Consider the following 22141-nt stretch of genomic DNA (forward strand, 5'->3'; position numbering starts at 1 on the left):
CCGTTCGCTTGGACGGAGCGGCGCTGGCGTGACTGGAAGTTGGCCTTCTAGCATGGTGCGCGGGGCAAAAAGCAAGGATTTTCAACGCCCGGCGAGGCCGCTGCAACAGAGACGCTTGCCGTGCCGCCGATTCATTGGCGTAGCGGAGCGGCCGCCAAGTGTGACCCGAATGCGCCTGCAATTCGATGAAAATGCTGGTGTTTTCGTCTGCTGCTTGGACGGCTTCAGCGCGGAGCTACCGCCGGCTCCAGCTGTGCAACGGCGCTGCGATAGCGGCGACTGCCCTGCACCGATTGTCCGCCGTCGAACGTCAGGTCGAATTCGCCCGAGGGCAGAACCGAAAGCGCGGTGACCCGGGCCATGTTGACCAGTCGGCTGCGATGGATGCGGACTAGCGCGAAGCGGGCGAGCTCGGCCTCGGCGGCCGACAAGGTGCCGCGGATCAGATGCCGCCTGCCGTCGGCCATGGCGTATTCGACGTAGTTGCCGGCTGCGGCGACCCACAGAATATCGGCCGTGGAGATGCGGATGCGGTTCGCGCCGTCGCGCAGCCAGAGTGTGGCAGGGGCCGGAGGCTCGGATCGCGGTGCGGGCTCTCGGATGGTGCTCGCACGATAGCCGTCATACAGCCAGAGCGTGGCGCCGATGAGCAGCGCGGTCATGACGTCCTTGCGGAACTCGTACACGATGGTGGCGAGCGAGAGCTGGAAGTCGTAGGCGCCGCCTGCGGTCCACATCAGCAGCTTGCGCAGCATCACCATGCCGATGATGTGAAGCGCAGAGAAGATGATGACGGCGGCAATGGCGAGCGCGACGTGATGGACCGTGGCGGCCGGCGCCCGCCGGATCGATCGAACGGTTGCGACCAGCAGCGGCGCCAACAGGATGATGACGACAATGCTCGTCATTTCCCACAGCAGCTGCCTTTCCAGATCGGAGGCCGCGCCCCGCCGGACGGCATCGTGGGCGGCCGAGAGGGCGTTGACGACGCCGATGCCGAGCGAGAGCCCGGCCATTGTCGCGTAGAACATCCGATCATCCGGACGCAGCATCGAGCCGACGAGCTTGTTCATGGCACCGGACCCGCTATCTCCATCTCGCACCCGACGATACCACGCCGCGGGTCACGCATCATCATGGCGCAGACAAGCGATGGTCGTTCGTGGCGCCAATTGATAAGAACGGACCGATGGCCGACAGGATCTATCTCGACTGGAACGCGACGACCCCGCTGCGGCCGCAAGCGCGCGCAGCGATGATCGCCGCCATGGAACTGGTCGGCAATCCCTCGTCGGTTCACGCCGAAGGCCGCAAGGCGCGGCGGCTGACGGAGGATGCCCGCGAGGTGATCGCGCGCGGGCTTGGCACCGTCGCGCGCCGCGTCGTGTTCACCTCCGGCGGAACCGAGGCCAATGTGCTTGCCTTGAGCCCAGGGCTGCGCGCACCGGCCGGCACCGTCGAGCGGCTTCTGGTGTCGGCGGTCGAGCACGCCTCGGTGCTGGCCGGCGGCCGGTTCGCGCCATCAGCAGTGCAGACGATCCCTGTCACTCCCTCCGGCGTGGTCGATCTCGGCCGCCTGGAAGCTCTGCTGGCGGGCGGGCCGCCGGCGCTGGTGGCCGTGATGGCCGCCAACAACGAGACCGGGGTGCTTCAACCGGTTTCGAAAGTCGCTGAGATGGTGCACCAGGCGGGAAGCCTGCTGCACGTCGACGCGATCCAGGCATTTGGGAAAATACCACTCGATATCAAACAGATGGGCGCAGACCTTGTGACCATCTCTGCGCACAAGATCGGTGGACCCAAGGGCGTCGGCGCGCTGGTGCTGGGCGCCGGCGTGGAGGAGCCGATTCCGGTTCTGCGCGGCGGCGGCCAGGAGCGCGGCCGCCGGGCTGGAACCGAAAATGTGGCCGGAATTGCCGGATTTGGCGCCGCGGCCGGCGCTGCCCTGGCTGCGATCGACGTGGATCTGGTCCGGCTCACGGCGCTGCGCGACCGCCTGGAAGCAGGCCTCCGTCAGACCGCTGACGCGACGGTCTTTTCGTCCGATGCAGCGCGGCTGCCGAATACCACGCTGTTCACGGCCCCGGGGCTCAAGGCGGAGACCGCCGTGATCGGCTTCGATCTCGAAGGTATTGCGGTGTCATCCGGCTCGGCCTGCTCGTCCGGCAAGGTGCAGCCGTCGCACGTCCTGGAGGCGATGGGCGTTGGTTCCGCGGCAGCCCAGGGAGCGGTGCGCCTCAGTCTGGGCTGGTCCACGACGGAGGCGGACGTCGATCGCTGCCTGCAGGCTTGGCGAAAGCTGTCATTGACCCTACTTAAGGGAGGCGACGAAACAGCGCTTGAGCGATTCTAAGGGCGTGATTTCGTCGCCGAAACGTCGTAAGACGGTTCCAGAACGTGTCCACCGCGGTCCTTGAAACCGCGAGCGGAGGATTGAATGCCAGCCGTACAAGAGACGGTCGACCGCGTCAGGCGGATCGACGTCGACCAATATCGTTATGGGTTCGAGACCGTCATCGAATCCGAGAAGGCTCCGAAGGGGCTTTCGGAAGACACGATCCGCTACATCTCGGGCAAGAAGAACGAGCCCGCCTGGATGCTCGAATGGCGCCTGGAGGCCTATCGCCGCTGGCTGACCATGACCGAGCCGACCTGGGCGCGCGTCGACTACCCGAAGATCGACTTCCAGGATCTGTATTATTACTCGGCGCCGAAGCCGAAGAAGCAGCTCTCCTCGATCGACGAGATCGATCCGGAGATCCTGAAGACCTATGAGAAGCTCGGCATTCCCCTGCGCGAGGTCGCGCTGCTCGAAGGCGTCGAGCCGGTGCCGGGCGCCGGCAGTCCCGAGAGCCGCAAGATCGCGGTCGACGCCGTGTTCGATTCGGTGTCGGTGGCGACGACGTTCAAGGAGGAGCTGAAGAAGGCCGGCGTGATCTTCATGCCGATCTCGGAAGCCATCCGCGAGCATCCGGAGCTCGTGCAGAAGTATCTCGGCAGCGTGGTGCCGACCTCCGACAATTTCTATGCGACGTTGAACTCGGCTGTCTTCTCCGACGGCTCGTTCGTCTATATTCCGCCGGGCGTGCGCTGCCCGATGGAGCTGTCGACCTATTTCCGCATCAACGAGCGCAATACCGGCCAATTCGAGCGCACGCTGATCATCGCCGACAAGGGCGCCTATGTCAGCTACCTCGAAGGCTGCACGGCGCCGCAGCGCGACGAGAACCAGCTGCACGCCGCCGTGGTCGAGCTGGTCGCGCATGACGATGCCGAGATCAAGTATTCGACGGTGCAGAACTGGTATCCGGGCAATTCGGAAGGCAAGGGCGGCATCTACAATTTCGTCACCAAGCGTGGCGACTGCCGCGGCGCCCACTCCAAGATCTCCTGGACCCAGGTCGAAACGGGATCGGCGATCACCTGGAAATATCCGAGCTGCATTCTGCGCGGCGACAATTCCCGTGGCGAGTTCTACTCGATCGCGATCTCCAACGGCTACCAGCAGGTGGACTCGGGCACCAAGATGATCCATCTCGGCAAGAACACGACCAGCCGGATCATCTCCAAGGGCATTGCCGCAGGCCGCTCGCAGAACACCTATCGCGGTCTGGTGACGGCGCATCGCAAGGCGTCCAACGCGCGCAACTTCACCGCCTGCGATTCGTTGCTGATCGGCGACAAATGCGGCGCGCACACCGTCCCCTATATCGAGGCCAAGAATTCCTCGGCCACGTTCGAGCACGAGGCGACGACGTCCAAGATCTCCGAGGACGTGCTGTTCTATTGCATCCAGCGCGGTCTTTCGCAGGAGGAGGCGGTCGGGCTCGTCGTCAACGGCTTCGTCAAGGACGTGCTGCAGCAGCTGCCGATGGAGTTCGCGGTCGAGGCGCAGAAGCTGATCTCGATCAGCCTCGAAGGCTCGGTTGGGTAGGGCCTCATCCTGAGGAGGCCGCTAGGTGGCCTTCTCGAAGCATGATGTCAGCATGGTTGGCCTCGGTCCTTCGAGACGCGCCTGCGGCGCTCCTCAGGACGAGGAACAGACAGAAGAGAAAACAATGGCACTACTCGAAATCAAGAACCTCCAGGTCCGCGTCGAGGAGCGTGAGATTCTCCACGGCCTGACGCTGACGATCGACGCCGGCAAGGTGCACGCGATCATGGGGCCGAACGGCTCCGGCAAGTCGACGCTGAGCCACGTCATCGCCGGCAAGCCGGGCTACGAGGTCACCGGTGGCGAGATCCTGTTCAAGGGCGAGGACCTGTTGGCGATGGCGCCGGACGAGCGCGCCGCCAAGGGCGTGTTCCTGGCGTTCCAATATCCGGTCGAGATCCCCGGCGTCGCCACCATGACGTTCCTGCGCACGGCGCTCAACGCGCAGCGCAAGGCGCGCGGCGAGGAGGAGTATTCGACGCCGGATTTTCTCAGGAAGGTGCGCGAGATCTCCAAATCGCTCAGCATTCCGCAGGACATGCTCAAGCGCGGCGTCAATGTCGGCTTTTCCGGCGGCGAGAAGAAGCGCAACGAGGTGCTGCAGATGGCGCTGTTCCAGCCCTCGCTCTGCATCCTCGACGAGATGGATTCCGGCCTCGACATCGACGCGCTGCGCATCGCTGCTGACGGGGTCAACGCGCTGCGCTCGCCGGAGCGCTCGATGATCGTGATCACCCACTATCAGCGATTGCTGAACTACATCGTGCCCGACGTCGTTCACGTGATGTCGAAGGGCCGCGTCGTGAAGAGCGGCGGCAAGGAGCTTGCGCTCGAGCTGGAGGCGTCCGGTTACGCCCAGTTCGAGGACGCCGCCTGATCGCTCCGTGAATGGATCTGTGATGAACGTAGCTTTGGTCAAGAACGACACCGGCATAGCAGCGAGCAGCGTGTTTTCCGCCGCCGCCGGCCGGCTGCCTGGCACCGGCAAGGTGGCGGATATCCGGCGCGAGGCCTTCGCGGCCTTCGAGCGCACCGGGCTGCCGCACCGGCGCATCGAGGAATGGAAATACACCGATCTGCGCGCGCTCGTGCGCGAGGTGCTGCCGCTCGCAGGCCTGCCCGATGCGGCAGCCTTGTCGCGCGCCAGGGCTGCGGTCGCATCGGTCGCGATCGAGGGCGCGACGAAGCTGGTTCTGATCGACGGTGTGGTCGCCGCTGATCTGTCGGATCTCTCGGCGCTTCCGGCCGGTGTCACGGTGCGAACCCTGCGCGCGGTGCTGGACGACCAGTCCAATGATGCGCGTGGCGACCTGCTGCTGACCAAGGCTTCCGATCCGATGCTGTCGCTCAATGCGGCGCTCGCAACGGATGGTGTCGTCATCACCGTGGCTGATGGCGCGCAGCTGTCGGCCCCGCTGCAGCTCATCCACGTGGCGACGGCCGCAAAGTCTGCGCGCTATAGCCGCTCGCACCTCCGGGTCGGGCAGGGCGCTCGCGCGACCCTGGTCGAGAACTCGATCGCGGTCGATGGCGCTGCGGCCTACCAGGCCAATGATGCCGCGGTGATCTCCGTCGGCGACGATGCTGCGCTTTCCCACGTTCGCCTGATGCGCGACGCCACCGATGCGTTGAACGTTTCGTCCGAGCTGGTCACCGTCGGCGCCCGCTCGAAGCTCAGCCTGTTCAACATGACCAGCGGCGGCGCGGTGAGCCGGCTGCAGGTGTTCTTCACGATGGCTGGCGAAGGCAGCGAGCTGATCGTCAACGGCGTCAACCTGCTGCGCGACAAGCAGCACGGCGACCTGACGCTGGTGGTCGACCACGCGGTGCCCGGCTGCACCAGCCGCGAAAACTTCCGCGCGGTGCTCGACGATCGCGCGCATTCCGTGTTCCAGGGCCGCATCATCGTCCGCCCCCACGCACAGAAGACCGACGGCAAGATGATGACGCGGGCGCTGCTGCTGTCCGACGAGGCCGAATCCGACAGCAAGCCAGAGCTCGAGATCTTCGCCGACGACGTCTCCTGCGGCCATGGCGCGACCGCGGGCGCGCTCGACGACAGCCTGCTGTTCTATCTGCAGGCGCGCGGTCTGCCCGAGAAGCAGGCCCAGGCGCTGCTGGTCCAGGCCTTCGTCGGCGAGGCCATCGAAGCGATCGAGGACGACGGTTTGCGCGAGCGCGTCATCGCTTCCGCCCAGGACTGGCTGGAGACGCGCGCATGAGCACGCATCCGGCGGTCACCAACGGTTCCTACGACGTCGCCCGGATCCGAGAGGATTTTCCGGCGCTGGCGCTGCAGGTTTATGGCAAGCCGCTCGTCTATCTCGACAATGCCGCTTCAGCGCAGAAGCCGCGCGCGGTGCTCGACCGCATGACGCAAGCCTATACGAGCGAATACGCCAACGTGCATCGCGGCCTGCACTATCTCGCCAATGCCGCGACCGAAGCCTACGAGGGCGGCCGCGAGCGCGTGACGCGCTTCCTCAATGCGCGGCGTAGCGAGGAGATCATCTTCACCCGCAATGCCACCGAGGCGATCAACCTCGTGGCGTCGTCGTGGGGCGGGCCGAACATCGGCGAGGGCGACGAGATCGTGCTCTCGATCATGGAGCACCATTCCAACATCGTGCCCTGGCATTTCCTGCGCGAGCGCCAGGGTGCGGTGATCAAGTGGGCTCCGGTCGACGACGATGGCAACTTCCTGATCGACGAATTCGAGAAACTGCTGACACCGAAGACCAAGCTGGTCGCGATCACGCAGATGTCGAACATGCTCGGCACCCTCGTGCCGGTGAAGGAGGTCGTCCGGATCGCGCATGCGCGCGGAATTCCGGTGCTGGTCGACGGCAGCCAGGCCGCCGTGCATCTCGCCATCGACGTCCAGGACATCGATTGCGACTTCTACGTCTTCACCGGCCACAAGCTGTACGGGCCGACCGGGATCGGCGTGCTCTACGCCAAATACGACCATCTGGTCGCCATGCGCCCGTACAATGGCGGCGGCGAGATGATCCGCGAGGTCGCGCGCGACTGGGTCACCTATGGCAATCCGCCGCACAAGTTCGAAGCGGGCACGCCGATGATCGTGGAATCGGTCGGGCTGGGGGCTGCGATCGACTACGTCAATTCCATCGGCAAGGAGCGCATCGCCGCGCACGAGCACGATCTGGTCACCTATGCGCAAGAGCGGCTGCGCGAGATCAATTCGCTACGGCTGATCGGCACGGCCAAGGGCAAGGGTCCTGTGATCTCGTTCGAGATGAAGGGCGCACATGCCCACGACATCGCGACCGTGATCGATCGCCAGGGCGTCGCGGTACGGGCAGGCACGCATTGCGTGATGCCGCTTTTGGAGAGATTCAACGTCACGGCGACCTGCCGTGCCTCGTTTGGCATGTACAATACGAGGGAAGAAGTCGATCAGCTGGCACAGGCATTGATCAAGGCGCGGGATTTGTTTGCATGACCGACACGGCCGACGTCAAAACTCAGACCATCGAAACGCTTTCGGCGCTGCCGCCGGAAGAGACAGAGCGGTTGTCGAGCGAGATCATCGCGGCGCTTAAGACGGTGTTCGATCCGGAGATCCCGGCCGACATCTACGAGCTCGGCCTGATCTACAAGGTCGACATCAAGGACGATCGCAGCGTCGACGTGCTGATGACGCTGACGACGCCGAATTGCCCCGCCGCCGGCGAGCTGCCGACGATGGTGGAGAACGCGATCGCGAGCGTCCCGGGCGTCGGCATCGTCAATGTCAGCATCGTCTGGGAGCCGCAATGGACGCCGGACCGGATGAGCGACGAGGCGCGCCTCGTCTTGAACATGTGGTGAGACAAGTCGGCACGAAGTTTGAACAGTGAGGCGGAACGACACCCGCCGGGATGACACCATGACCAGCACGATGAATCCAGCAGCGCCCATCGCCAAGCCCAAGCCGCGGCCCCGTCCGCAGGTGATGCGGCTGACCGATGCGGCGGCCACGCGCATCCGCGAGCTGACTGATCGCGCCGGGTCCGAGATCATCGGACTGCGTGTCGGTGTCAAGAACGGCGGCTGCGCCGGGCAGTCCTACACGGTCGAATACGCGCATGATATCCGGCCGACCGACGAGATCGTCGAAGACAAGGGCGTCAAGATCCTGGTCGATCCCAAGGCAGTTCTGTTCCTGCTCGGCACCGAGATGGACTACCAGGCCGATAAGATGCAGGCTCAGTTCGTCTTCAACAATCCGAACCAGATCAGCGCCTGCGGCTGCGGCGAGTCGGTCCAGCTGAAGCCGGCCGAGGTCTGAGGGCCGGTCTTGCGTCAGGACCGCTCCGGGACATTGTTGCATTCCGGACATTGACATACGGCGTCCTCCCGACCGACAAATTCCGCCAGGCAAATGTTGGGGGCGGGAGCGCGTCGCGATGGATCGCGAATTCCTGATCGATCTGTTCGCCGGCTTCGGCCCGGTCACCATCCGGCGGATGTTCTCCGGCTTCGGCATCTCCGCCGACGGCATCAACTTCGCGCTGGCGCTGCGCAGCGGGCTCTATTTGCGTGCGGACGAAGCGAGCTTTGCCAGGTTCGAGGAGGCGGGATCCAAGCCGTTTTCCTATGAGACGCGGGCGCGGACGATGACCGTGCGCTCGTATTGGCAGGTGCCCGCGCATCTGTTCGACGACACGGACGAGTTCGCCACGTGGGCGAAGGACGCGTTCGCGGCAGCCCAGAGGGCGGCCCTCAGCAAGCGCCCCAAGAAGCGGGCAGCGTCGCTTGGTGCGAACGAGCCGGCGCCGGCCCGAGGGAAGAGGCGTCCGGCAGCGGCTAAAAAGACGACGACGAAGACGGCCGATAAGTCGAAGTCGAACAAGACACCAAAGTCGGCCAAGACGACCGGCAAGGCTGCTGCAGCCGCCCGAACCAGACGCGGCACGACGGCACCAAAGGCGTCGCGGACGCCGTCAAAGCGGCCGCGTTGAGGATGTGATCGTGGTTTGATGGGCTTTTGCGTCAGGCGACTTGGCCGCGCGTTGCTGCGGTGTATTCAGGGTCGCTCTCGCACACCACCTTGTTGCGGCCGCCCCGCTTGGCGGCATAGAGGCAGGCGTCGGCACGTTCGATCAGGGCATCGGTGTCGTCGCCGGCGCGGAGCATCGATACCCCGACTGATATGGTCACGCGGCCGAGGATCTCACCGGTCGACTTCTTCTTCAGCTCCTTTGCGGTGATGGCACAACGGATCTGATCGGCAACGGTCAGCGCTTGCCGCAGCGAGGTATTCGGCAGCACGACGGCGAATTCCTCGCCGCCATAGCGCGCGGCGATGTCCTGGCCCTTGATCGCATGTTTCAGCGTCATTCCGACCAGGCGCAGCACCTGGTCTCCGGTGAGGTGACCGTAGGAATCGTTGAACGACTTGAAATGGTCGATATCGAACATCAGCAGCGACAGCGGCTGGTCGGTTGCGAGCCCGGTCTGCACCGTCGTCTCGATCATCCGGTCGAAATATTTGCGGTTGCCGAGCCCGGTGAGCGGATCGGTCAGGCTCTCGGCGCGGATCGCTTCCAGGCTGTGTTGCAGTCCGCTGATCTCGTCCTTGGACAGCGACAGGCGCTCTTCGAGAACGCGGTTGGTCTCGCGCATTTCCTTGGTCGAACGGGCGAGCGCCTCGATGATGTCGACGAGTTGCTCGCGGCTGTTGGCCGAGGCGAGCATCCGGTCGGCGCCGGCAAGGCTTGCATCGTAGCTCGCGGTCCGGCCGAGAGCGTCCGTGATCATGTTCATCAGGTCGTCGATCTCTCCGACGACGCGCGATCCGACCTTGTCGATGCGGTCCGAGGTCTTGAGATGCGTGAGATAGGATTCGTAGAGCTGGTCGAGGTCGGACTGGGACAGCCTGCCGTTGCGCGACAGCGTTCCGTTGATGATCTCGTTCAGTTGCGCGTTGTAGCCCGTCGCATAGACGTACCAGATCTCGTAGTTGCGCGGATTGGCCGAGTGACGCAGCGTCTTGATCTGGCTGAGGGCTACCTCGGCGAAGGCTATGGTGCGTTCGTGTTCGTCAAGCACATTGACCACAACAGGTTCTCCCCAATCGCCCGCGTCGCCGTCGTCACAGCAATGAAATAAACAATGCCGGCCAAGCTAAAGGACGTTTGTGAACCAGGGGTAAATACGGCCGTAGAGTCACGGATAAGCGTCAAGCCGCGCTGACACGACAGTCGTCATTCATATGTTCAATGAGCTACATAAGATTCGGTTCGGCAGTCGCCGGCAGCGCGCATGTGCCTTGTTAGGAGCAGCTCCCACGTGACGGCTCAGCGCCGTCGAAAACTTAACTTATGTGAGACGAGCGCAGCAGCGGATCTTCGACGGCGCGAAGTTCCGGGCGATCATGTGTGGATCAGCCCGGAATCTCGATCCTCAGGGAAGTGGCGCGCGCACGGGACGGAGCAGGAAAGCCGGAAGATGCGAATGATCGGCGGGCTCGTTGTCATGGTCGCGCCGCGGCCGCCGCGATTCATTGCGTGGCTGGTCGCTACGCGGCTGCTCGTTGCGCGGCTGTTCCTTGCGGGCGCTCGGCGCAGCGGGCCGAGGAGACGTCGCCTGTGCGGCGCGCGGCGCTGCTGCGGCCGTTCGCGGCTCGCGCTCGCGCGGTGCTGTATCACGATCACGCTCACGCGGTGCCGCGTCGCGCTCCCGGGCCTTGCCGCGGCTGCCGCGGCGGGCAGCGTCACGCGGACGGCGCTCGCGGGTGTCTTCATCGCGCGACGTCTCTTGCACCTCGTAGTCGCCTTCGATCGTCGGAATGCCCTGTCCGATCAGCTTCTCGATCGCGACCATCGACTTCTGGTCGGCCGGACACACGATCGAGATTGCAGTTCCGGTACGGCCGGCGCGGCCGGTACGACCGATGCGATGAACGTAGTCGTCCGAATGATGCGGCACGTCGAAATTGAAGACGTGGCTGACTTCGGGAATGTCGAGGCCGCGTGCGGCGACGTCGGAGGCCACGAGCAGCGGCAGCTCGCCCTTGCGGAATTGATCGAGCGCGGCGGTGCGGGCCGACTGGTCCATGTCGCCGTGCAGCGCGCCGACGCTGAAGCCATGCTTCTGCAGCGACTTGTGAACGATGGCGACGTCGCGCTTGCGATTGCAGAAGATGATTGCGTTGTTGAGATCCTTGGCGTCCCGCAACAGCCTGCGCAGCACCTCGCGCTTCTGATGCGCCTCGCGTCCCGACGGCACCTGCATCTGGGTCACGGTGACGGCTGTCGTGGCCGGCTTGGATACTTCGACCTTCTGCGGATTGTGCAGGAAGGCTTCGGTGATGCGCCGGATTTCGGGCGGCATGGTTGCGGTGAAGAACAGGGTCTGGCGGGTGAAGGGGACCAGCTTGCAGATGCGCTCGATGTCGGGGATGAAGCCCATGTCGAGCATGCGGTCGGCTTCGTCGATGACCAGCAGCTCCACGCCGGTGAGCAGCAATCCGCCGCGTTCCGTATGATCGAGCAGCCGGCCTGGCGTGGCGATCAGCACGTCGACCCCGCGGGTCAGCTTGGCGTCCTGGTCGCCGAAGGAGACGCCGCCGATCAGCAGGGCGACGTTGAGCTTCTGGCCAGCGCCGTAGCGATCGAAATTCTCTTTGACCTGGGCCGCCAGCTCACGCGTCGGCTCCAGGATCAGGGTGCGCGGCATTCGTGCGCGGGCGCGGCCCTTTTCGAGGATGGTGAGCATCGGCAGGACGAAGGCGGCGGTCTTGCCGGTGCCGGTCTGGGCGATGCCGAGCACGTCGCGGCGCGCCAGCACGTGAGGAATCGCCTGTTCCTGAATGGGGGTCGGGATGGTGTAACCAGTGGCCGCAACTGCAGCCAACACCTTGTCGGACAAGCCGAGATTGGAAAAAGACATCGAGCCTCTATGTCACGCGCCGAAAGGCGACGGGGCCTCTATTCGACGCCGCCGTTAGGAATCGAGGGTAAAAGGCTGTGGTCGCGCTCAACCCCGAAACGGCGTGCTCTAAGGAAGCTGGGGGTTTCTGACTAACGCTGACCCGCGGTCAATCTCTCAGGAATCGGATGCTATCCGGCCGCGCTGCTGCGGAAGATAGGGGCGAATCCCGCAAAGTCAATGGAAGAGGGGGACGAAGTACCGAAAAAGCTTAATGTTTTTGCATTATTTGCAGGCAACCTGTCGTCGAGCTGTCGTATTCGGGTGCTCCGAAGGTCTCCGCGACTGCTCGCGGAAAGCGGTCCGGTCGAATTGTCGTCGGAATTGCGGCGTGTGTTCGGCGTCAGCCGGCTTCTCGCCACAGGCTGACAGACCTCGTGCATGAACCGGCAGGACCGGGCCGTCGACTATCGATGGCGAAGGTCTCGCGTGACGAGGGCAGGGACGAAGGATGAGATCGATGCGAACGTGGTTGGCGTGCGGGCTGGTGATGCTGGCAATGACTTTGTCGCCGGCTGCGCATGCCGAGAAGCGCGTCGCGCTCGTCGTCGGCAACAATGACTACCGCTACGTCCCGAAGCTGCAGAAGGCCGTCAACGACGCGCGCACGATGGGCGACACGCTGAAGCAGCTCGGCTTCAGCGTCATGGTCGCGGAGAATCTCAATCGCCAGCAGTTCAGCCAGACGCTGCTTGCCTTCGACAATGCGGTCGAGCCGGGCGACACCGCGTTCTTCTTCTATGCCGGCCACGGCTTCGAGATCGCGGGCCAGAATTTCCTGCTGCCGACCGACGTGCCGGCCGCGACGGAGGGGCAGGAGGAGCTGGTGCGCGACGCCTCGATTCTTGCCGACCGCGTCATCGAGCGGCTGCAGAACAAGAAGGCCCGCACCTCGATCCTGGTGTTCGATGCCTGCCGCAACAATCCGTTCGAGCGCTCCGGCACGCGCGCGGTGGCGGGCGCGGGCGGCCTCGCGCCAATGACGCAGCTGCCCGAAGGCGTGTTCTCGGTCTTCTCGGCGGGTCCGCGGCAGACCGCGCTGGACCGGCTGTCCAACGATGATGCCAATCCGAATTCCGTGTTCACGCGCACCTTTGCCAAGGAGCTGACGCAGCCCGGCGTCAATCTGGTGCAGGTCGCGCAGCGCACGCGGCGCGTCGTCAGCGAGCTGGCCGAGACCGTGCGTCACAAGCAGATTCCGGTCTATTTCGATCAGATGGTGGACGACGTGTTTCTCAATGGCGCCAAGGCGCCCGTTGCCGCCGACAAGCCTGCCGAGCCGCAGCAGAAGCTCGCAGCCTTGCCCCCGGTCTCCGCCCCGCGCATTCCTCCGGCCAACGAGACCTTGAACGCGCCGATCGCGATGTTCTCGCGCCACAATGGCGGCTGGACCGTCACCTTCTCGATCGCCGATCCGACGCTCGGCATCTCCTGGCGCATGGGCGACGCCGGCGACTATCGCGAGACCGGCTTCATGGATGTGCTCGATCCGCGGACGCGCAAGCGCATGCCCAATCCCTCGATCCAGCTGCCGGCGGACGCGCCGGCCGGCACCATCCAGGTTCGCTATGTCGACGCGGGTGGCGAGATGCAGGGGCCGTTTCCGATCCGATTCGAGCCGGAAGCTGCGCTGGTGCGTGACCAGCGCAAGATCCTCGACATGACCGCGACCAGCTGGCTGTCGTTCCGCGAGTTCAATGGCCTGCTGGTCTACTACACGCATTTGATGTCGTATCGCTGTGCGATCCGCGAGGTGCGCATCGGCATCGACACCGCCGTTCCGGACAAGGTGCTGAACATGCCCTCCTGCGACATGAAGGACCCGATCGCGATCCCGTCGAACGCGACGCCCTATCTGAAGCTGCCGCCGTCGACGCAGTTCATCTCGGTCGAGCTGACCTATCGCGACGGCAGCGTCTCGGAGATCAAGAGCTTTCGGCGCTGACGTGCAGCATCAAGCCGAGATCGAATAGCCGCCATCGACGGGAATCGCGGTACCCGTGACGAAGTCCGAGGCCGCCGAGCTCAGGAACGTGGCAATACCGGCGAAGTCGTCGATGCCGCCCCATCGTGCGGCGGGGGTGCGCGCCAGCACCCGGTCGTGCAGGCCATCGATCTGCTGACGGGCCGCCCGGGTGAGATCGGTGTCGATCCAGCCCGGCAGGATCGCATTGACCTGGATGTTGTCGGGCGCCCAGGCGCAGGCACAGGCGCGCGTATACTGCACGATCCCGCCTTTGCTGGCGGCATAGGCCGGAGCGAAGCTGGCGCCGAAGATCGACAGCATCGAGCCGATGTTGACGATCTTGCCGCCGCCTGCGGCTTTGAGGGCCGGGTAGGCGGCCTTCGAGCACAAGAAGGCGCTGGTGAGGTTTGTGTCGATCACCTGCTGCCACTCCTCGAGCTCGAGCAGATGAGGCGGCTTGCGGATGCTCATGCCGGCATTGTTGATGAGGATGTCGATTCGACCGAGGCTGCCGGCGACACGATCGACCATGGCTGCGACGTCGTCCTTGTTGCTGACGTCGGCCGTGACCGCGATCGCGCGGACACCGCGGCCGGCGAGATCGGCCACCGCCGCCTTCGACTTGGTCTCGTTGCGGCCGACCACGGCGATATCAGCGCCGGCATCGGCGAGCCCGCGCGCCATGCCGAGGCCAATTCCGCCATTGCCGCCAGTCACGATCGCAACCTTGCCGCTGAGGTCGAAACGGCTTGCCATGCGTCATCTCCAAATTGGTTCGAGGCGTCAGCAGGTGCCCTGCCAGATCATCACCAGGCCCAGCGCGCCCATGCCGACACCGTAGCCGGCCCATTGCAGCTGGTTGATCATGAAGCTCGTCCGCGGCCAGGCAACAACCCCGGTGCCCTGACCGACCCACAGCAGCCCAATGGCAAGCAGGAGCAGGCCACCGATCATCAAGAACCTCCGCATGGCCATTCCTCTCCCTGGTCGACCGGCTTCACGGCATCGGAGATGCCGCGAGCGTCTTTTTTGTGAAGTTTCGTGACCAGGAAGCTAGCGGCGGACAAGACGGATGGCCAGCGGATCCGAAGGCCAAAACAAAAAGCCCCGGATGATCCGGGGCTTTTCGCAGCAAGGTAGGGAATGCCGAGTGGGGACTGCTCAGTACTTGACCACCGGGCCGGTCCAGTTGAAGCGGTAGACCAGCGAGGTGCTGATGGTCTGCACCCAGGGCTTGAAGGTGACGGAGTCCGTGCTGAGAGCATTGGTGCCATCGAAGCGCACGGCAATATCGCTCTTGTTGTAGAAGGCGGTGCGATATTCCGTCTTCATGAACCAGCCCGGAGCCGAGATACCGAAGATGTTCAGGTTGTTCTCGACACCACCGCCGATGAACCAGCCATTGCGGTTGAAGGAGTCGGTGTGGAAGCCCGACGCTGCGCCGGTGAACACCGAGTTCAGAGTGGTGCCCGACCAGTGCGATCCGGTGTAACCACCGTTCACGTAGGACAGGACGTTCGGGGCAACCAGATAGCCGACGCGCACGCCAGCGGCCCAGCTGTCCTGCAGCTTGATGCGGCCGGTGAAGCCGGCGAACTGATCCTGGATGTCGCCGCGCAGGCTGCCGAACTGGCCATCGCCGAACACACCGACAACCCACGACGGATTGACCTGCCAGTCGTAACCAGCACCAACGGTACCGAACCAGCCGTCGCCACCGACGCGCTGATTGACCGTCGACGCGAAGCCGGTACGGTTGCTGTTCGAGTCAGCATCCCAGATGCCGCCACCAGCACCACCGAAGATGTAGAAGCCGGTCCAGCTCGGAGCCACCGGTGCCATCATCGGAGCCTTCGCGTAGGGACGCGCAGCCAGATCGGCAGCCGACGCTGCGCCCGTCATCACCACCACCGCGGTCGTAGCAAGCAAAAGCTTTTTCATATCCAATTCCCCAAGATCGACGTGGTCGCAAATGCCAGTTAGCGGCGGCGATTCCCTCGCCAGATGTGCCCGAACTATAGCCGATTGGTGCCCAAAAGCTGTTGCCGGTTGAGCACACCGGAGGGGAAAGTGCGGTGCGGAACACCGCGTATCTTTATAAGCGGCTGAAATGCAAAAAGAAAAGCAGGCCCACGCGAGTGCGTGGAACCTGCAATCGGGGCGTGAAATCGGGTCGAAAGCTAGACGTCGAGCAGCTCATCGCCCGCAAATTCCGCTTTCTCCGAAATAAAGGCGAAGCGCGCCTCCGCCTTGGTCCCCATCAGCCGCTCGACCGAGTCGGCGGTACCGTCGCGGTCGTCGGCCAGAAGGACCACCCGCAGCAGGGTGCGCTTGGCCGGATCCATGGTGGTTTCCTTCAGCTGCGCCGGCATCATTTCGCCCAGACCTTTGAAGCGGCCGATGTCGACCTTGGCGTTGGCATTGAATTCGCGCTTCAGGAGCTCGTCGCGATGGGCGTCGTCGCGGGCGTAGAACGTCTTGCTGCCATGGGTGAGCCGGTAGAGCGGCGGCACCGCGAGGTAGAGATGCCCCTCATCGATCAGCCGCGGCATCTGCCGGTAGAAGAAGGTGATGAGCAGCGAGGCGATGTGGGCGCCGTCGACGTCGGCGTCGGTCATGATGATGATGCGCTGGTAGCGCAGATCCTCTTCGCGATACGACGCGCTGGTGCCGGCGCCGATCGCCATCACGAGATCGGCGAGTTGGGCATTCGCCGTCAGCTTGTCCTTGCCGGCCGAGGCCACGTTGAGGATCTTGCCACGCAGCGGCAGCACCGCCTGCCTCTTGCGGTCGCGCGCCTGCTTGGCGCTGCCGCCTGCCGAATCGCCCTCGACGATGAACAGCTCGGAGCCTTCGGTGCCGGCGTCGGTGCAGTCGGCGAGCTTGCCAGGCAGGCGCAGCTTCTTGGTGGCGGTCTTGCGCGCCGTCTCCTTCTCCTGGCGGCGGCGGATGCGATCCTCGGCGCGCTCGATGACGAAGTCGAGCAGCCGATTGGCCTGTACCGGATTGCCCGAGAGCCAATGATCGAACGGGTCCTTGACGGCCTGCTCGACGATGCGCTGCGCCTCCGCGGTGGCGAGGCGGTCCTTGGTCTGACCTTGGAATTCCGGCTCGCGCACGAACACCGAGAGCATGATGGCGGCGCCTGCCATGATGTCCTCGGAGGTGATGTTGGTTGAACGCTTGCCCTGGCCGACGCGCTCGGCGTGGTCCTTCAGGCCGCGAAGCAGTGCGCTGCGGATGCCGGATTCGTGGGTGCCGCCGTCGGGCGTCGGAATCGTGTTGCAGTAGGACGACAGGAAGCCGTCGGCGTCAGCGGTCCACGCCACCGCCCATTCGCAGCCGCCGTGGCCGCCGGTGCGGCCGGACTTGCCGGCGAAGATGTCGGGATGGACCAGAGTGTCGGCGTGGATCGCCGCGGCCAGATAGTCCTTCAGGCCGCCGGGGAAGTGGAAGGTCGCCTCGGGCTCGACGTCCTCGATGCCCTTCAGCAGCGACGGATCGCACTTCCAGCGGATCTCGACGCCGCCGAACAGATAGGCCTTCGAGCGCGCCATCTTGAACAGGCGCTGCGGCTTGAACGTGGCCTTGCCGCCGAAAATGGTGGGGTCGGGCTGGAAGCGGATCCTGGTGCCGCGGCGGTTGGCGACCTTGCCGACTTCCTCGAGCTTGCCCTTGGGATGGCCGCGCTCGAAGATCATGCGGTAGAGCTTCTGGTTGCGTGCGACCTCGACCTCGAGCCGGGTCGACAGCGCGTTCACCACGGAGATGCCGACGCCGTGCAGGCCGCCCGAGGTCTCGTAGACCTTGGAATCGAACTTGCCGCCCGCGTGCAGCGTGCACATGATGATTTCGAGCGCCGACTTCTTCGGAAACTTCGGATGCGGATCGATCGGAATGCCGCGGCCGTTGTCGGTCACGGTGAGGAAGCCCTCGGCGTCGAGCTCGACCTCGATGAAGGTGGCATGGCCCGCCAGCGCCTCGTCCATCGAGTTGTCGATGACCTCGGCGAACAGATGATGCAGCGCCTTCTCGTCGGTGCCGCCGATATACATGCCGGGGCGGCGCCGCACCGGCTCCAGGCCCTCGAGGACCTCGATGTCGCGGGCGGTGTAGTCGCCCTCCGCACCCGCCGCTCGGGCGGACGGCTTGGCCGGAGCCTTGCCCTTGGCGGCGAACGCCGCCAAGGGGTCGGTGACGCCCTTGGCCTTGGCTTTTGCAGCTGATTTCAACGGCTTACCCATGGAATCTGATGTCGCGCTTGCGCAAGATGGAACGAATCGTTGAGCCTGACTATGCCATGGACCGGCATAAAACAATGACCCCGGAAACAATGACCCTGGCCGGAACGGGGCGTCTTCGACCGGTTCCTGCGGCTGGGCTGGCCCGTTCACGCGGCACAGCCGGTTGTTGTGACTTGAAGTCGGCCGGCTCCGTGGCGTACCAGTCTGCGCCAGGGAACCGCGAAGGCCTTCAAGCACTTAGGGCCACGGAGCAGGAAAGGCATCGAGCAGATGGAAGATTTTGGCCGCGCGGTAGCCGATTTCGTGCGCGACCATCAGGCCTGGGCTGCTCCGATCGTTCTGCTGCTCGCGTTCGGCGAATCGCTGGCCTTCATCTCGCTCCTGATTCCAGCCTGGGGCGCCCTGGTCGCCATCGGCGCCCTGATCGGCGCTACTGGGATCAGCTTCTGGCCGGTGTGGCTGGCCGGCGGTATTGGCGCCGCGCTGGGGGATTGGGTCTCCTACTGGTTTGGTTACCGCTACAAGGATCGCGTCGCCCAGATGTGGCCGTTGTCGCGCTATCCGGAGCTCCTGCCGCGCGGCGAGGCCTTCGTGCGTGACTGGGGCGTGCCGAGCATCTTCATCGGCCGGTTCTTCGGCCCGTTGCGCGCGTCGGTCCCGCTGGCCGCGGGCATCTTCGAGATGCCGTATATGGTGTTCCAGGTCGCCAATTTCGTCTCGGCGCTGGTGTGGTCGGCCGTGCTGCTGCTGTTCGGCGACGTGATCGGGCGGATCATCGAATGGCTGTGGCGCACGGTTTGACGCCCGCTGGCGAGCTGCGACCTTGACGCAGGAACCTGACGGCCTTATAGGCCTGCGCCCATGATCAACGTAGCGACCAACATGTTCGCCATTGAACGCCGCCGTACCCTCGCGGTGCGGGCGGTGATCTGCGTCTAGATCACAGCCCCTGCCGCCGGATCCGATCCCGCGGCAAACTTTCCCCTTGCAGCGCGATTGATCAGGCGGCTCCTTCGTCCAGCAGGAGTTTCCGATGTACACGCCACCGCCCTTCAAGCCCGACCGTGCCGCAAGCCTCGGCTTTGCGGACGCCCGCGGCTTCGGCACGGTCTGCGCGTGGGACGGGACGAAGCCGATCGCGTCCTTGGTGCCGTTTCATCTGGGTTCGCTGAACGACGGCACGCCGCAGGTCTTCTTCCATGTCGCCCGGGGCAATCCGCTGGCCAAGCTCGCCGACGGCAAGACGCCGTGGCTGCTCGCCGTCAACGGCGCCGATGCCTACGTGTCGGCCGACTGGTACGTGTCGCCTGACCAGGTGCCGACCTGGCTCTATCAGGCGGTGCATCTGACCGGTACGTCGCGGGTGCTCTCGGAGGCCGAGCTTGCACTGCAGGTGGACGCCGTCAGCGCCAAATTCGAGCAGTGGCTGCTGCCGAAGACCCCATGGACGTCCGATAAGATGGCTGCCGGCCGCCTCGAAGCCATGCGCAAGGCGATCGTCGGCATCGTGATGACGATCGACGACGTCGAAGGCAGCTTCAAGCTCAACCAGCACAAGTCCGAGGCCGACTACGCGGCGGTCGCGACCCGGCTCGGCGAGCAGCCCGACATCGGCTCGCAACAAATTTCCTCTCTCATGCGGCAGGCGCGGCCCCAGGCCTTTGCCGGCGAAACTCAGACTTAGAAGGAGCACGTCATGACCGTGATCGATAGCAATTCGCAGACGGCCCGTGCGACAGCGGGCACTGCGACGCGCTCCGTGTTCGTCGACGGCGGCTCGGGCACCACGGGCCTCGGCATTGCGGAGCGGCTGGCCCATCAGAGCGACGTGGTCGTCAAGACGATCGCCGAGGACAAGCGCAAGGATCCGGCCGCCAAGCGGGCGCTGATGGCGGAGGTCGATCTCGTCATCCTCTGCCTTCCTGATGACGCCGCCAAGGAGACGGTGGCCCTGATCGACGGCATGGGCCACGCCGCGCCCAAGGTGCTGGATGCATCCACGGCGTATCGGGTTGCGCCGGACTGGGCCTATGGCTTCCCCGAGCTCGCAGCCGACCAGTCCGACAAGGTCCGCAACGCGCGCAAGGTCTCCAATCCCGGCTGCTATCCGACCGGCGGCATCGCGCTGCTGCGGCCGCTGGTCGATGCCGGCCTGCTGCCGCAGGACTATCCGATCACCGTGAATGCGGTGAGCGGCTATTCCGGTGGCGGCAAGTCGATGATTGCGGCCTATGAGAACGGCACGGCTCCCAGCTTCGAGCTTTACGGTCTGGGCCTCGAGCACAAGCATCTGCCAGAGCTGCAACTGTATTCGCGGCTGACGCGGCGGCCGATCTTCATTCCCTCCGTGGGTAACTACCGGCAGGGCATGCTGGTTTCCGTGCCGCTGCAGCTCGATACGTTGCCGGGCAAACCTGATGGGGCAGATCTGCATGCGGCCCTGGCGAAGCATTATGCCGGCAGCAAATACGTCTCGGTGTTGCCGCTCGACGGCGCGGCGGCCAAGAGTGGCCGGCTCGAGCCGGAGGCGCTCAACGAGACCAACCAGCTCGAGCTCCATGTGTTCGCCAGCGACAAGCATCACCAGGCGGTGCTGGTGGCGCGGCTCGACAATCTCGGCAAGGGCGCCTCGGGCGCGGCCGTGCAGAACATGCGGCTGATGCTCGGGCTGCCCGATCTCGGCAGCTGAGATCGAACTGATTACTCCGGCCGCAGGAGCGGCCGGCTCGATCGGCAACATCATGCGACAGCCGGGGCTCCGCCGGCATCGCCGTGCAATGACGCACGCTGAGGAATGGGCAGACCCATGACCGCCACCGATTTGAATGCGCTGCCCGTCACCGTGAACGATGTGCGCGCTGCCGCGGAAACCATCAGCGGCGCGGTGCTCGCGACCGCCTGCAATCAGAGCCGCACGCTCGGCGAGATCTGCGGCTGCAACATCTGGCTGAAATTCGAGAACCTGCAGTTCACCTCCTCTTTCAAGGAGCGCGGCGCGCTGAACCGGCTGAATGCACTGTCCGCCGAGCAGCGGGGGCGCGGCGTGATCGCGATGTCCGCCGGCAACCACGCGCAGGGCGTGGCCTACAACGCGCGGCGGCTCGGCATACCCGCGACCATCGTGATGCCCGTGGGCACGCCGATGGTGAAGATCGAGAACACGCGGCGGCACGGTGCCGAGGTCATCATCTCCGGGGCCACCTTGGAAGAGGCGGGCGCGTTCGCCAGGGAGCACGGTGCAACGCATGGCATGACCATGATCCATCCCTACGACGATCCGCTGATCATCGCTGGGCAGGGCACGGTCGCGCTGGAGATGCTCGCGGCCGTGCCGGCGCTCGACACGCTCGTGGTGCCGATCGGCGGCGGCGGGCTGATCTCGGGCATGGCGGTGGCGGCGCGTGCGCTCAAGCCGGGTTTGCGGATCATCGGCGTTCAGGCCGAGCTCTACCCGTCGATGTACAATGCCGTCCGTGACGCTCAGCTGCCGATGCGCGGCGACACGCTGGCCGAGGGCATCGCAGTGAAGTCGCCGGGCCGGATCACGACCGACATCATCCGCCAGCTCATCGATGACATCCTGCTGGTCACCGAGCCGCAGATCGAGCGCGCGCTGGCGACGCTGATCTCGATCGAAAAGACGGTGGTCGAAGGCGCCGGCGCGGTCGGCCTAGCTGCGGTGCTTGCGCATCCCGGGCAGTTTGCCGGACGCAATGTCGGCCTGGTGCTGAGCGGCGGCAACATCGACACCCGCCTCATCGCCTCGGTGTTGACCCGTGAACTTGCCCGCGAGGGACGGCTGACACAGCTGTCGATCGACATCGTCGATCGCCCGGGACAACTCGCCGCCGTCTCGACCTTGCTTGCGGACGCCGGCGCCAACATCATCGAGGTGTCGCACCAGCGCACCTTCTCGGACCTGCCGGCGAAGGCGACGCTGCTGGAGCTGGTGATCGAGACGCGCGACCAGGCGCACCTCAACGACGTGATGGCAAAGCTGGTGGCTGCGAACTTCAAGGCGCGCTGCACCTGAGGGCATTGCGCGCCGTGGAAGCCGCT

Annotated in this window: 20 protein-coding genes; 13 read left to right on the forward strand and 7 right to left on the reverse strand. The window is 64.8% G+C overall.

The features are described 5' to 3' along the window. Positions 1-224: 224 nt before the first annotated feature. Complete coding sequence (locus tag S58_RS18085; RefSeq protein ID WP_015666801.1) at positions 225-1073, reverse strand: LytTR family DNA-binding domain-containing protein; 849 nt, start codon at positions 1071-1073, stop codon at positions 225-227. A 116-nt stretch (positions 1074-1189) separates the two neighbouring features. Here S58_RS18085 and S58_RS18090 point away from each other — a divergent pair, with 116 nt between their 5' ends. From S58_RS18090 to S58_RS18125, 8 genes are all read left to right on the forward strand, one after another. Beyond that, on the forward strand, positions 1190-2353 hold the full coding sequence (locus S58_RS18090; RefSeq protein ID WP_015666802.1) for a cysteine desulfurase family protein: 1164 nt from the start codon (positions 1190-1192) through the stop codon (positions 2351-2353). A gap of 84 nt (positions 2354-2437) precedes the next feature. Beyond that, positions 2438-3934 (forward strand): Fe-S cluster assembly protein SufB, encoded by a 1497-nt coding sequence (gene sufB / locus S58_RS18095; RefSeq protein ID WP_015666803.1) that lies wholly within the window; start codon positions 2438-2440, stop codon positions 3932-3934. 124 nt (positions 3935-4058) lie between these two features. Next, a complete protein-coding gene (sufC, locus tag S58_RS18100; RefSeq protein ID WP_015666804.1) occupies positions 4059-4811 on the forward strand; it encodes a Fe-S cluster assembly ATPase SufC in 753 nt (250 codons plus the stop codon). A 22-nt stretch (positions 4812-4833) separates the two neighbouring features. After that, entirely contained in the window at positions 4834-6156 is a 1323-nt protein-coding gene (sufD, locus tag S58_RS18105; RefSeq protein WP_015666805.1) for a Fe-S cluster assembly protein SufD, read from the forward strand. Then, on the forward strand, positions 6153-7400 hold the full coding sequence (locus S58_RS18110) for a cysteine desulfurase (RefSeq protein WP_015666806.1): 1248 nt from the start codon (positions 6153-6155) through the stop codon (positions 7398-7400). The genes sufD and S58_RS18110 overlap by 4 nt, the downstream gene beginning before the upstream one ends. Further along, entirely contained in the window at positions 7397-7768 is a 372-nt protein-coding gene (locus S58_RS18115; protein WP_015666807.1) for an SUF system Fe-S cluster assembly protein, read from the forward strand. Before S58_RS18110 ends, S58_RS18115 begins: the two co-directional genes overlap by 4 nt. Before the next feature lie 58 nt (positions 7769-7826). After that, positions 7827-8228, forward strand: a complete 402-nt coding sequence (locus tag S58_RS18120; RefSeq protein WP_015666808.1) for a HesB/IscA family protein — start codon at positions 7827-7829, stop codon at positions 8226-8228. A 118-nt stretch (positions 8229-8346) separates the two neighbouring features. After that, positions 8347-8901: a TfoX/Sxy family protein gene (locus tag S58_RS18125; RefSeq protein WP_015666809.1), complete on the forward strand. Its 555-nt coding sequence runs from the start codon at positions 8347-8349 to the stop codon at positions 8899-8901. A 31-nt stretch (positions 8902-8932) separates the two neighbouring features. On the opposite strand, the gene S58_RS18130 is transcribed toward S58_RS18125, so the two are convergent. Both S58_RS18130 and S58_RS18135 read right to left on the reverse strand, forming a co-directional pair. Continuing rightward, positions 8933-10000, reverse strand: a complete 1068-nt coding sequence (locus S58_RS18130; RefSeq protein WP_015666810.1) for a GGDEF domain-containing protein — start codon at positions 9998-10000, stop codon at positions 8933-8935. A 345-nt stretch (positions 10001-10345) separates the two neighbouring features. Continuing rightward, the gene (locus S58_RS18135; protein WP_015666811.1) at positions 10346-11833 is read right to left on the reverse strand and encodes a DEAD/DEAH box helicase; all 1488 of its coding nucleotides are present in this window, start codon (positions 11831-11833) and stop codon (positions 10346-10348) included. Positions 11834-12332: 499 nt separating this feature from the next. On the opposite strand from S58_RS18135, the gene S58_RS18140 reads away from it, so the two are divergent. Beyond that, complete coding sequence (locus tag S58_RS18140; RefSeq protein ID WP_244440598.1) at positions 12333-13817, forward strand: caspase family protein; 1485 nt, start codon at positions 12333-12335, stop codon at positions 13815-13817. A 9-nt stretch (positions 13818-13826) separates the two neighbouring features. Here S58_RS18140 and S58_RS18145 read toward each other — a convergent pair whose 3' ends face one another. From S58_RS18145 to parE, 4 genes are all read right to left on the reverse strand, one after another. Beyond that, positions 13827-14594, reverse strand: a complete 768-nt coding sequence (locus S58_RS18145; protein WP_015666813.1) for an SDR family NAD(P)-dependent oxidoreductase — start codon at positions 14592-14594, stop codon at positions 13827-13829. Positions 14595-14621: 27 nt separating this feature from the next. Further along, the gene (locus tag S58_RS18150; RefSeq protein ID WP_042340795.1) at positions 14622-14807 is read right to left on the reverse strand and encodes a hypothetical protein; all 186 of its coding nucleotides are present in this window, start codon (positions 14805-14807) and stop codon (positions 14622-14624) included. Between the two features lie 192 nt (positions 14808-14999). After that, positions 15000-15779 (reverse strand): outer membrane protein, encoded by a 780-nt coding sequence (locus tag S58_RS18155; protein ID WP_015666815.1) that lies wholly within the window; start codon positions 15777-15779, stop codon positions 15000-15002. 239 nt (positions 15780-16018) lie between these two features. Further along, entirely contained in the window at positions 16019-18082 is a 2064-nt protein-coding gene (gene parE / locus S58_RS18160; protein WP_015666816.1) for a DNA topoisomerase IV subunit B, read from the reverse strand. Between the two features lie 270 nt (positions 18083-18352). On the opposite strand from parE, the gene S58_RS18165 reads away from it, so the two are divergent. From S58_RS18165 to S58_RS18180, 4 genes are all read left to right on the forward strand, one after another. Continuing rightward, on the forward strand, positions 18353-18883 hold the full coding sequence (locus S58_RS18165) for a DedA family protein (RefSeq protein WP_015666817.1): 531 nt from the start codon (positions 18353-18355) through the stop codon (positions 18881-18883). 232 nt (positions 18884-19115) lie between these two features. Continuing rightward, positions 19116-19766 (forward strand): FMN-binding negative transcriptional regulator, encoded by a 651-nt coding sequence (locus S58_RS18170; protein ID WP_015666818.1) that lies wholly within the window; start codon positions 19116-19118, stop codon positions 19764-19766. Between the two features lie 12 nt (positions 19767-19778). Then, the gene (gene argC / locus S58_RS18175) at positions 19779-20771 is read left to right on the forward strand and encodes an N-acetyl-gamma-glutamyl-phosphate reductase (protein WP_015666819.1); all 993 of its coding nucleotides are present in this window, start codon (positions 19779-19781) and stop codon (positions 20769-20771) included. Between the two features lie 117 nt (positions 20772-20888). Next, entirely contained in the window at positions 20889-22115 is a 1227-nt protein-coding gene (locus S58_RS18180; RefSeq protein WP_015666820.1) for a threonine ammonia-lyase, read from the forward strand. Positions 22116-22141 lie beyond the last annotated feature (26 nt).

The organism is Bradyrhizobium oligotrophicum S58, from assembly GCF_000344805.1.
Taxonomy (GTDB): Bacteria; Pseudomonadota; Alphaproteobacteria; order Rhizobiales; family Xanthobacteraceae; genus Bradyrhizobium; species Bradyrhizobium oligotrophicum.

Bases quoted from the DNA above. Each gene is read 5' to 3' on its own strand.
- S58_RS18085 (WP_015666801.1), bottom strand. From the start codon at position 1,073: ATGAACAAGCTCGTCGGCTCGATGCTGCGTCCGGATGATCGGATGTTC.
- S58_RS18090 (WP_015666802.1), top strand. From the start codon at position 1,190: ATGGCCGACAGGATCTATCTCGACTGGAACGCGACGACCCCGCTGCGG.
- sufB (WP_015666803.1), top strand. From the start codon at position 2,438: ATGCCAGCCGTACAAGAGACGGTCGACCGCGTCAGGCGGATCGACGTC.
- sufC (WP_015666804.1), top strand. From the start codon at position 4,059: ATGGCACTACTCGAAATCAAGAACCTCCAGGTCCGCGTCGAGGAGCGT.
- sufD (WP_015666805.1), top strand. From the start codon at position 4,834: ATGAACGTAGCTTTGGTCAAGAACGACACCGGCATAGCAGCGAGCAGC.
- S58_RS18110 (WP_015666806.1), top strand. From the start codon at position 6,153: ATGAGCACGCATCCGGCGGTCACCAACGGTTCCTACGACGTCGCCCGG.
- S58_RS18115 (WP_015666807.1), top strand. From the start codon at position 7,397: ATGACCGACACGGCCGACGTCAAAACTCAGACCATCGAAACGCTTTCG.
- S58_RS18120 (WP_015666808.1), top strand. From the start codon at position 7,827: ATGACCAGCACGATGAATCCAGCAGCGCCCATCGCCAAGCCCAAGCCG.
- S58_RS18125 (WP_015666809.1), top strand. From the start codon at position 8,347: ATGGATCGCGAATTCCTGATCGATCTGTTCGCCGGCTTCGGCCCGGTC.
- S58_RS18135 (WP_015666811.1), bottom strand. From the start codon at position 11,833: ATGTCTTTTTCCAATCTCGGCTTGTCCGACAAGGTGTTGGCTGCAGTT.
- S58_RS18140 (WP_244440598.1), top strand. From the start codon at position 12,333: ATGCGAACGTGGTTGGCGTGCGGGCTGGTGATGCTGGCAATGACTTTG.
- S58_RS18145 (WP_015666813.1), bottom strand. From the start codon at position 14,594: ATGGCAAGCCGTTTCGACCTCAGCGGCAAGGTTGCGATCGTGACTGGC.
- S58_RS18150 (WP_042340795.1), bottom strand. From the start codon at position 14,807: ATGCGGAGGTTCTTGATGATCGGTGGCCTGCTCCTGCTTGCCATTGGG.
- S58_RS18155 (WP_015666815.1), bottom strand. From the start codon at position 15,779: ATGAAAAAGCTTTTGCTTGCTACGACCGCGGTGGTGGTGATGACGGGC.
- parE (WP_015666816.1), bottom strand. From the start codon at position 18,082: ATGGGTAAGCCGTTGAAATCAGCTGCAAAAGCCAAGGCCAAGGGCGTC.
- S58_RS18165 (WP_015666817.1), top strand. From the start codon at position 18,353: ATGGAAGATTTTGGCCGCGCGGTAGCCGATTTCGTGCGCGACCATCAG.
- S58_RS18170 (WP_015666818.1), top strand. From the start codon at position 19,116: ATGTACACGCCACCGCCCTTCAAGCCCGACCGTGCCGCAAGCCTCGGC.
- argC (WP_015666819.1), top strand. From the start codon at position 19,779: ATGACCGTGATCGATAGCAATTCGCAGACGGCCCGTGCGACAGCGGGC.
- S58_RS18180 (WP_015666820.1), top strand. From the start codon at position 20,889: ATGACCGCCACCGATTTGAATGCGCTGCCCGTCACCGTGAACGATGTG.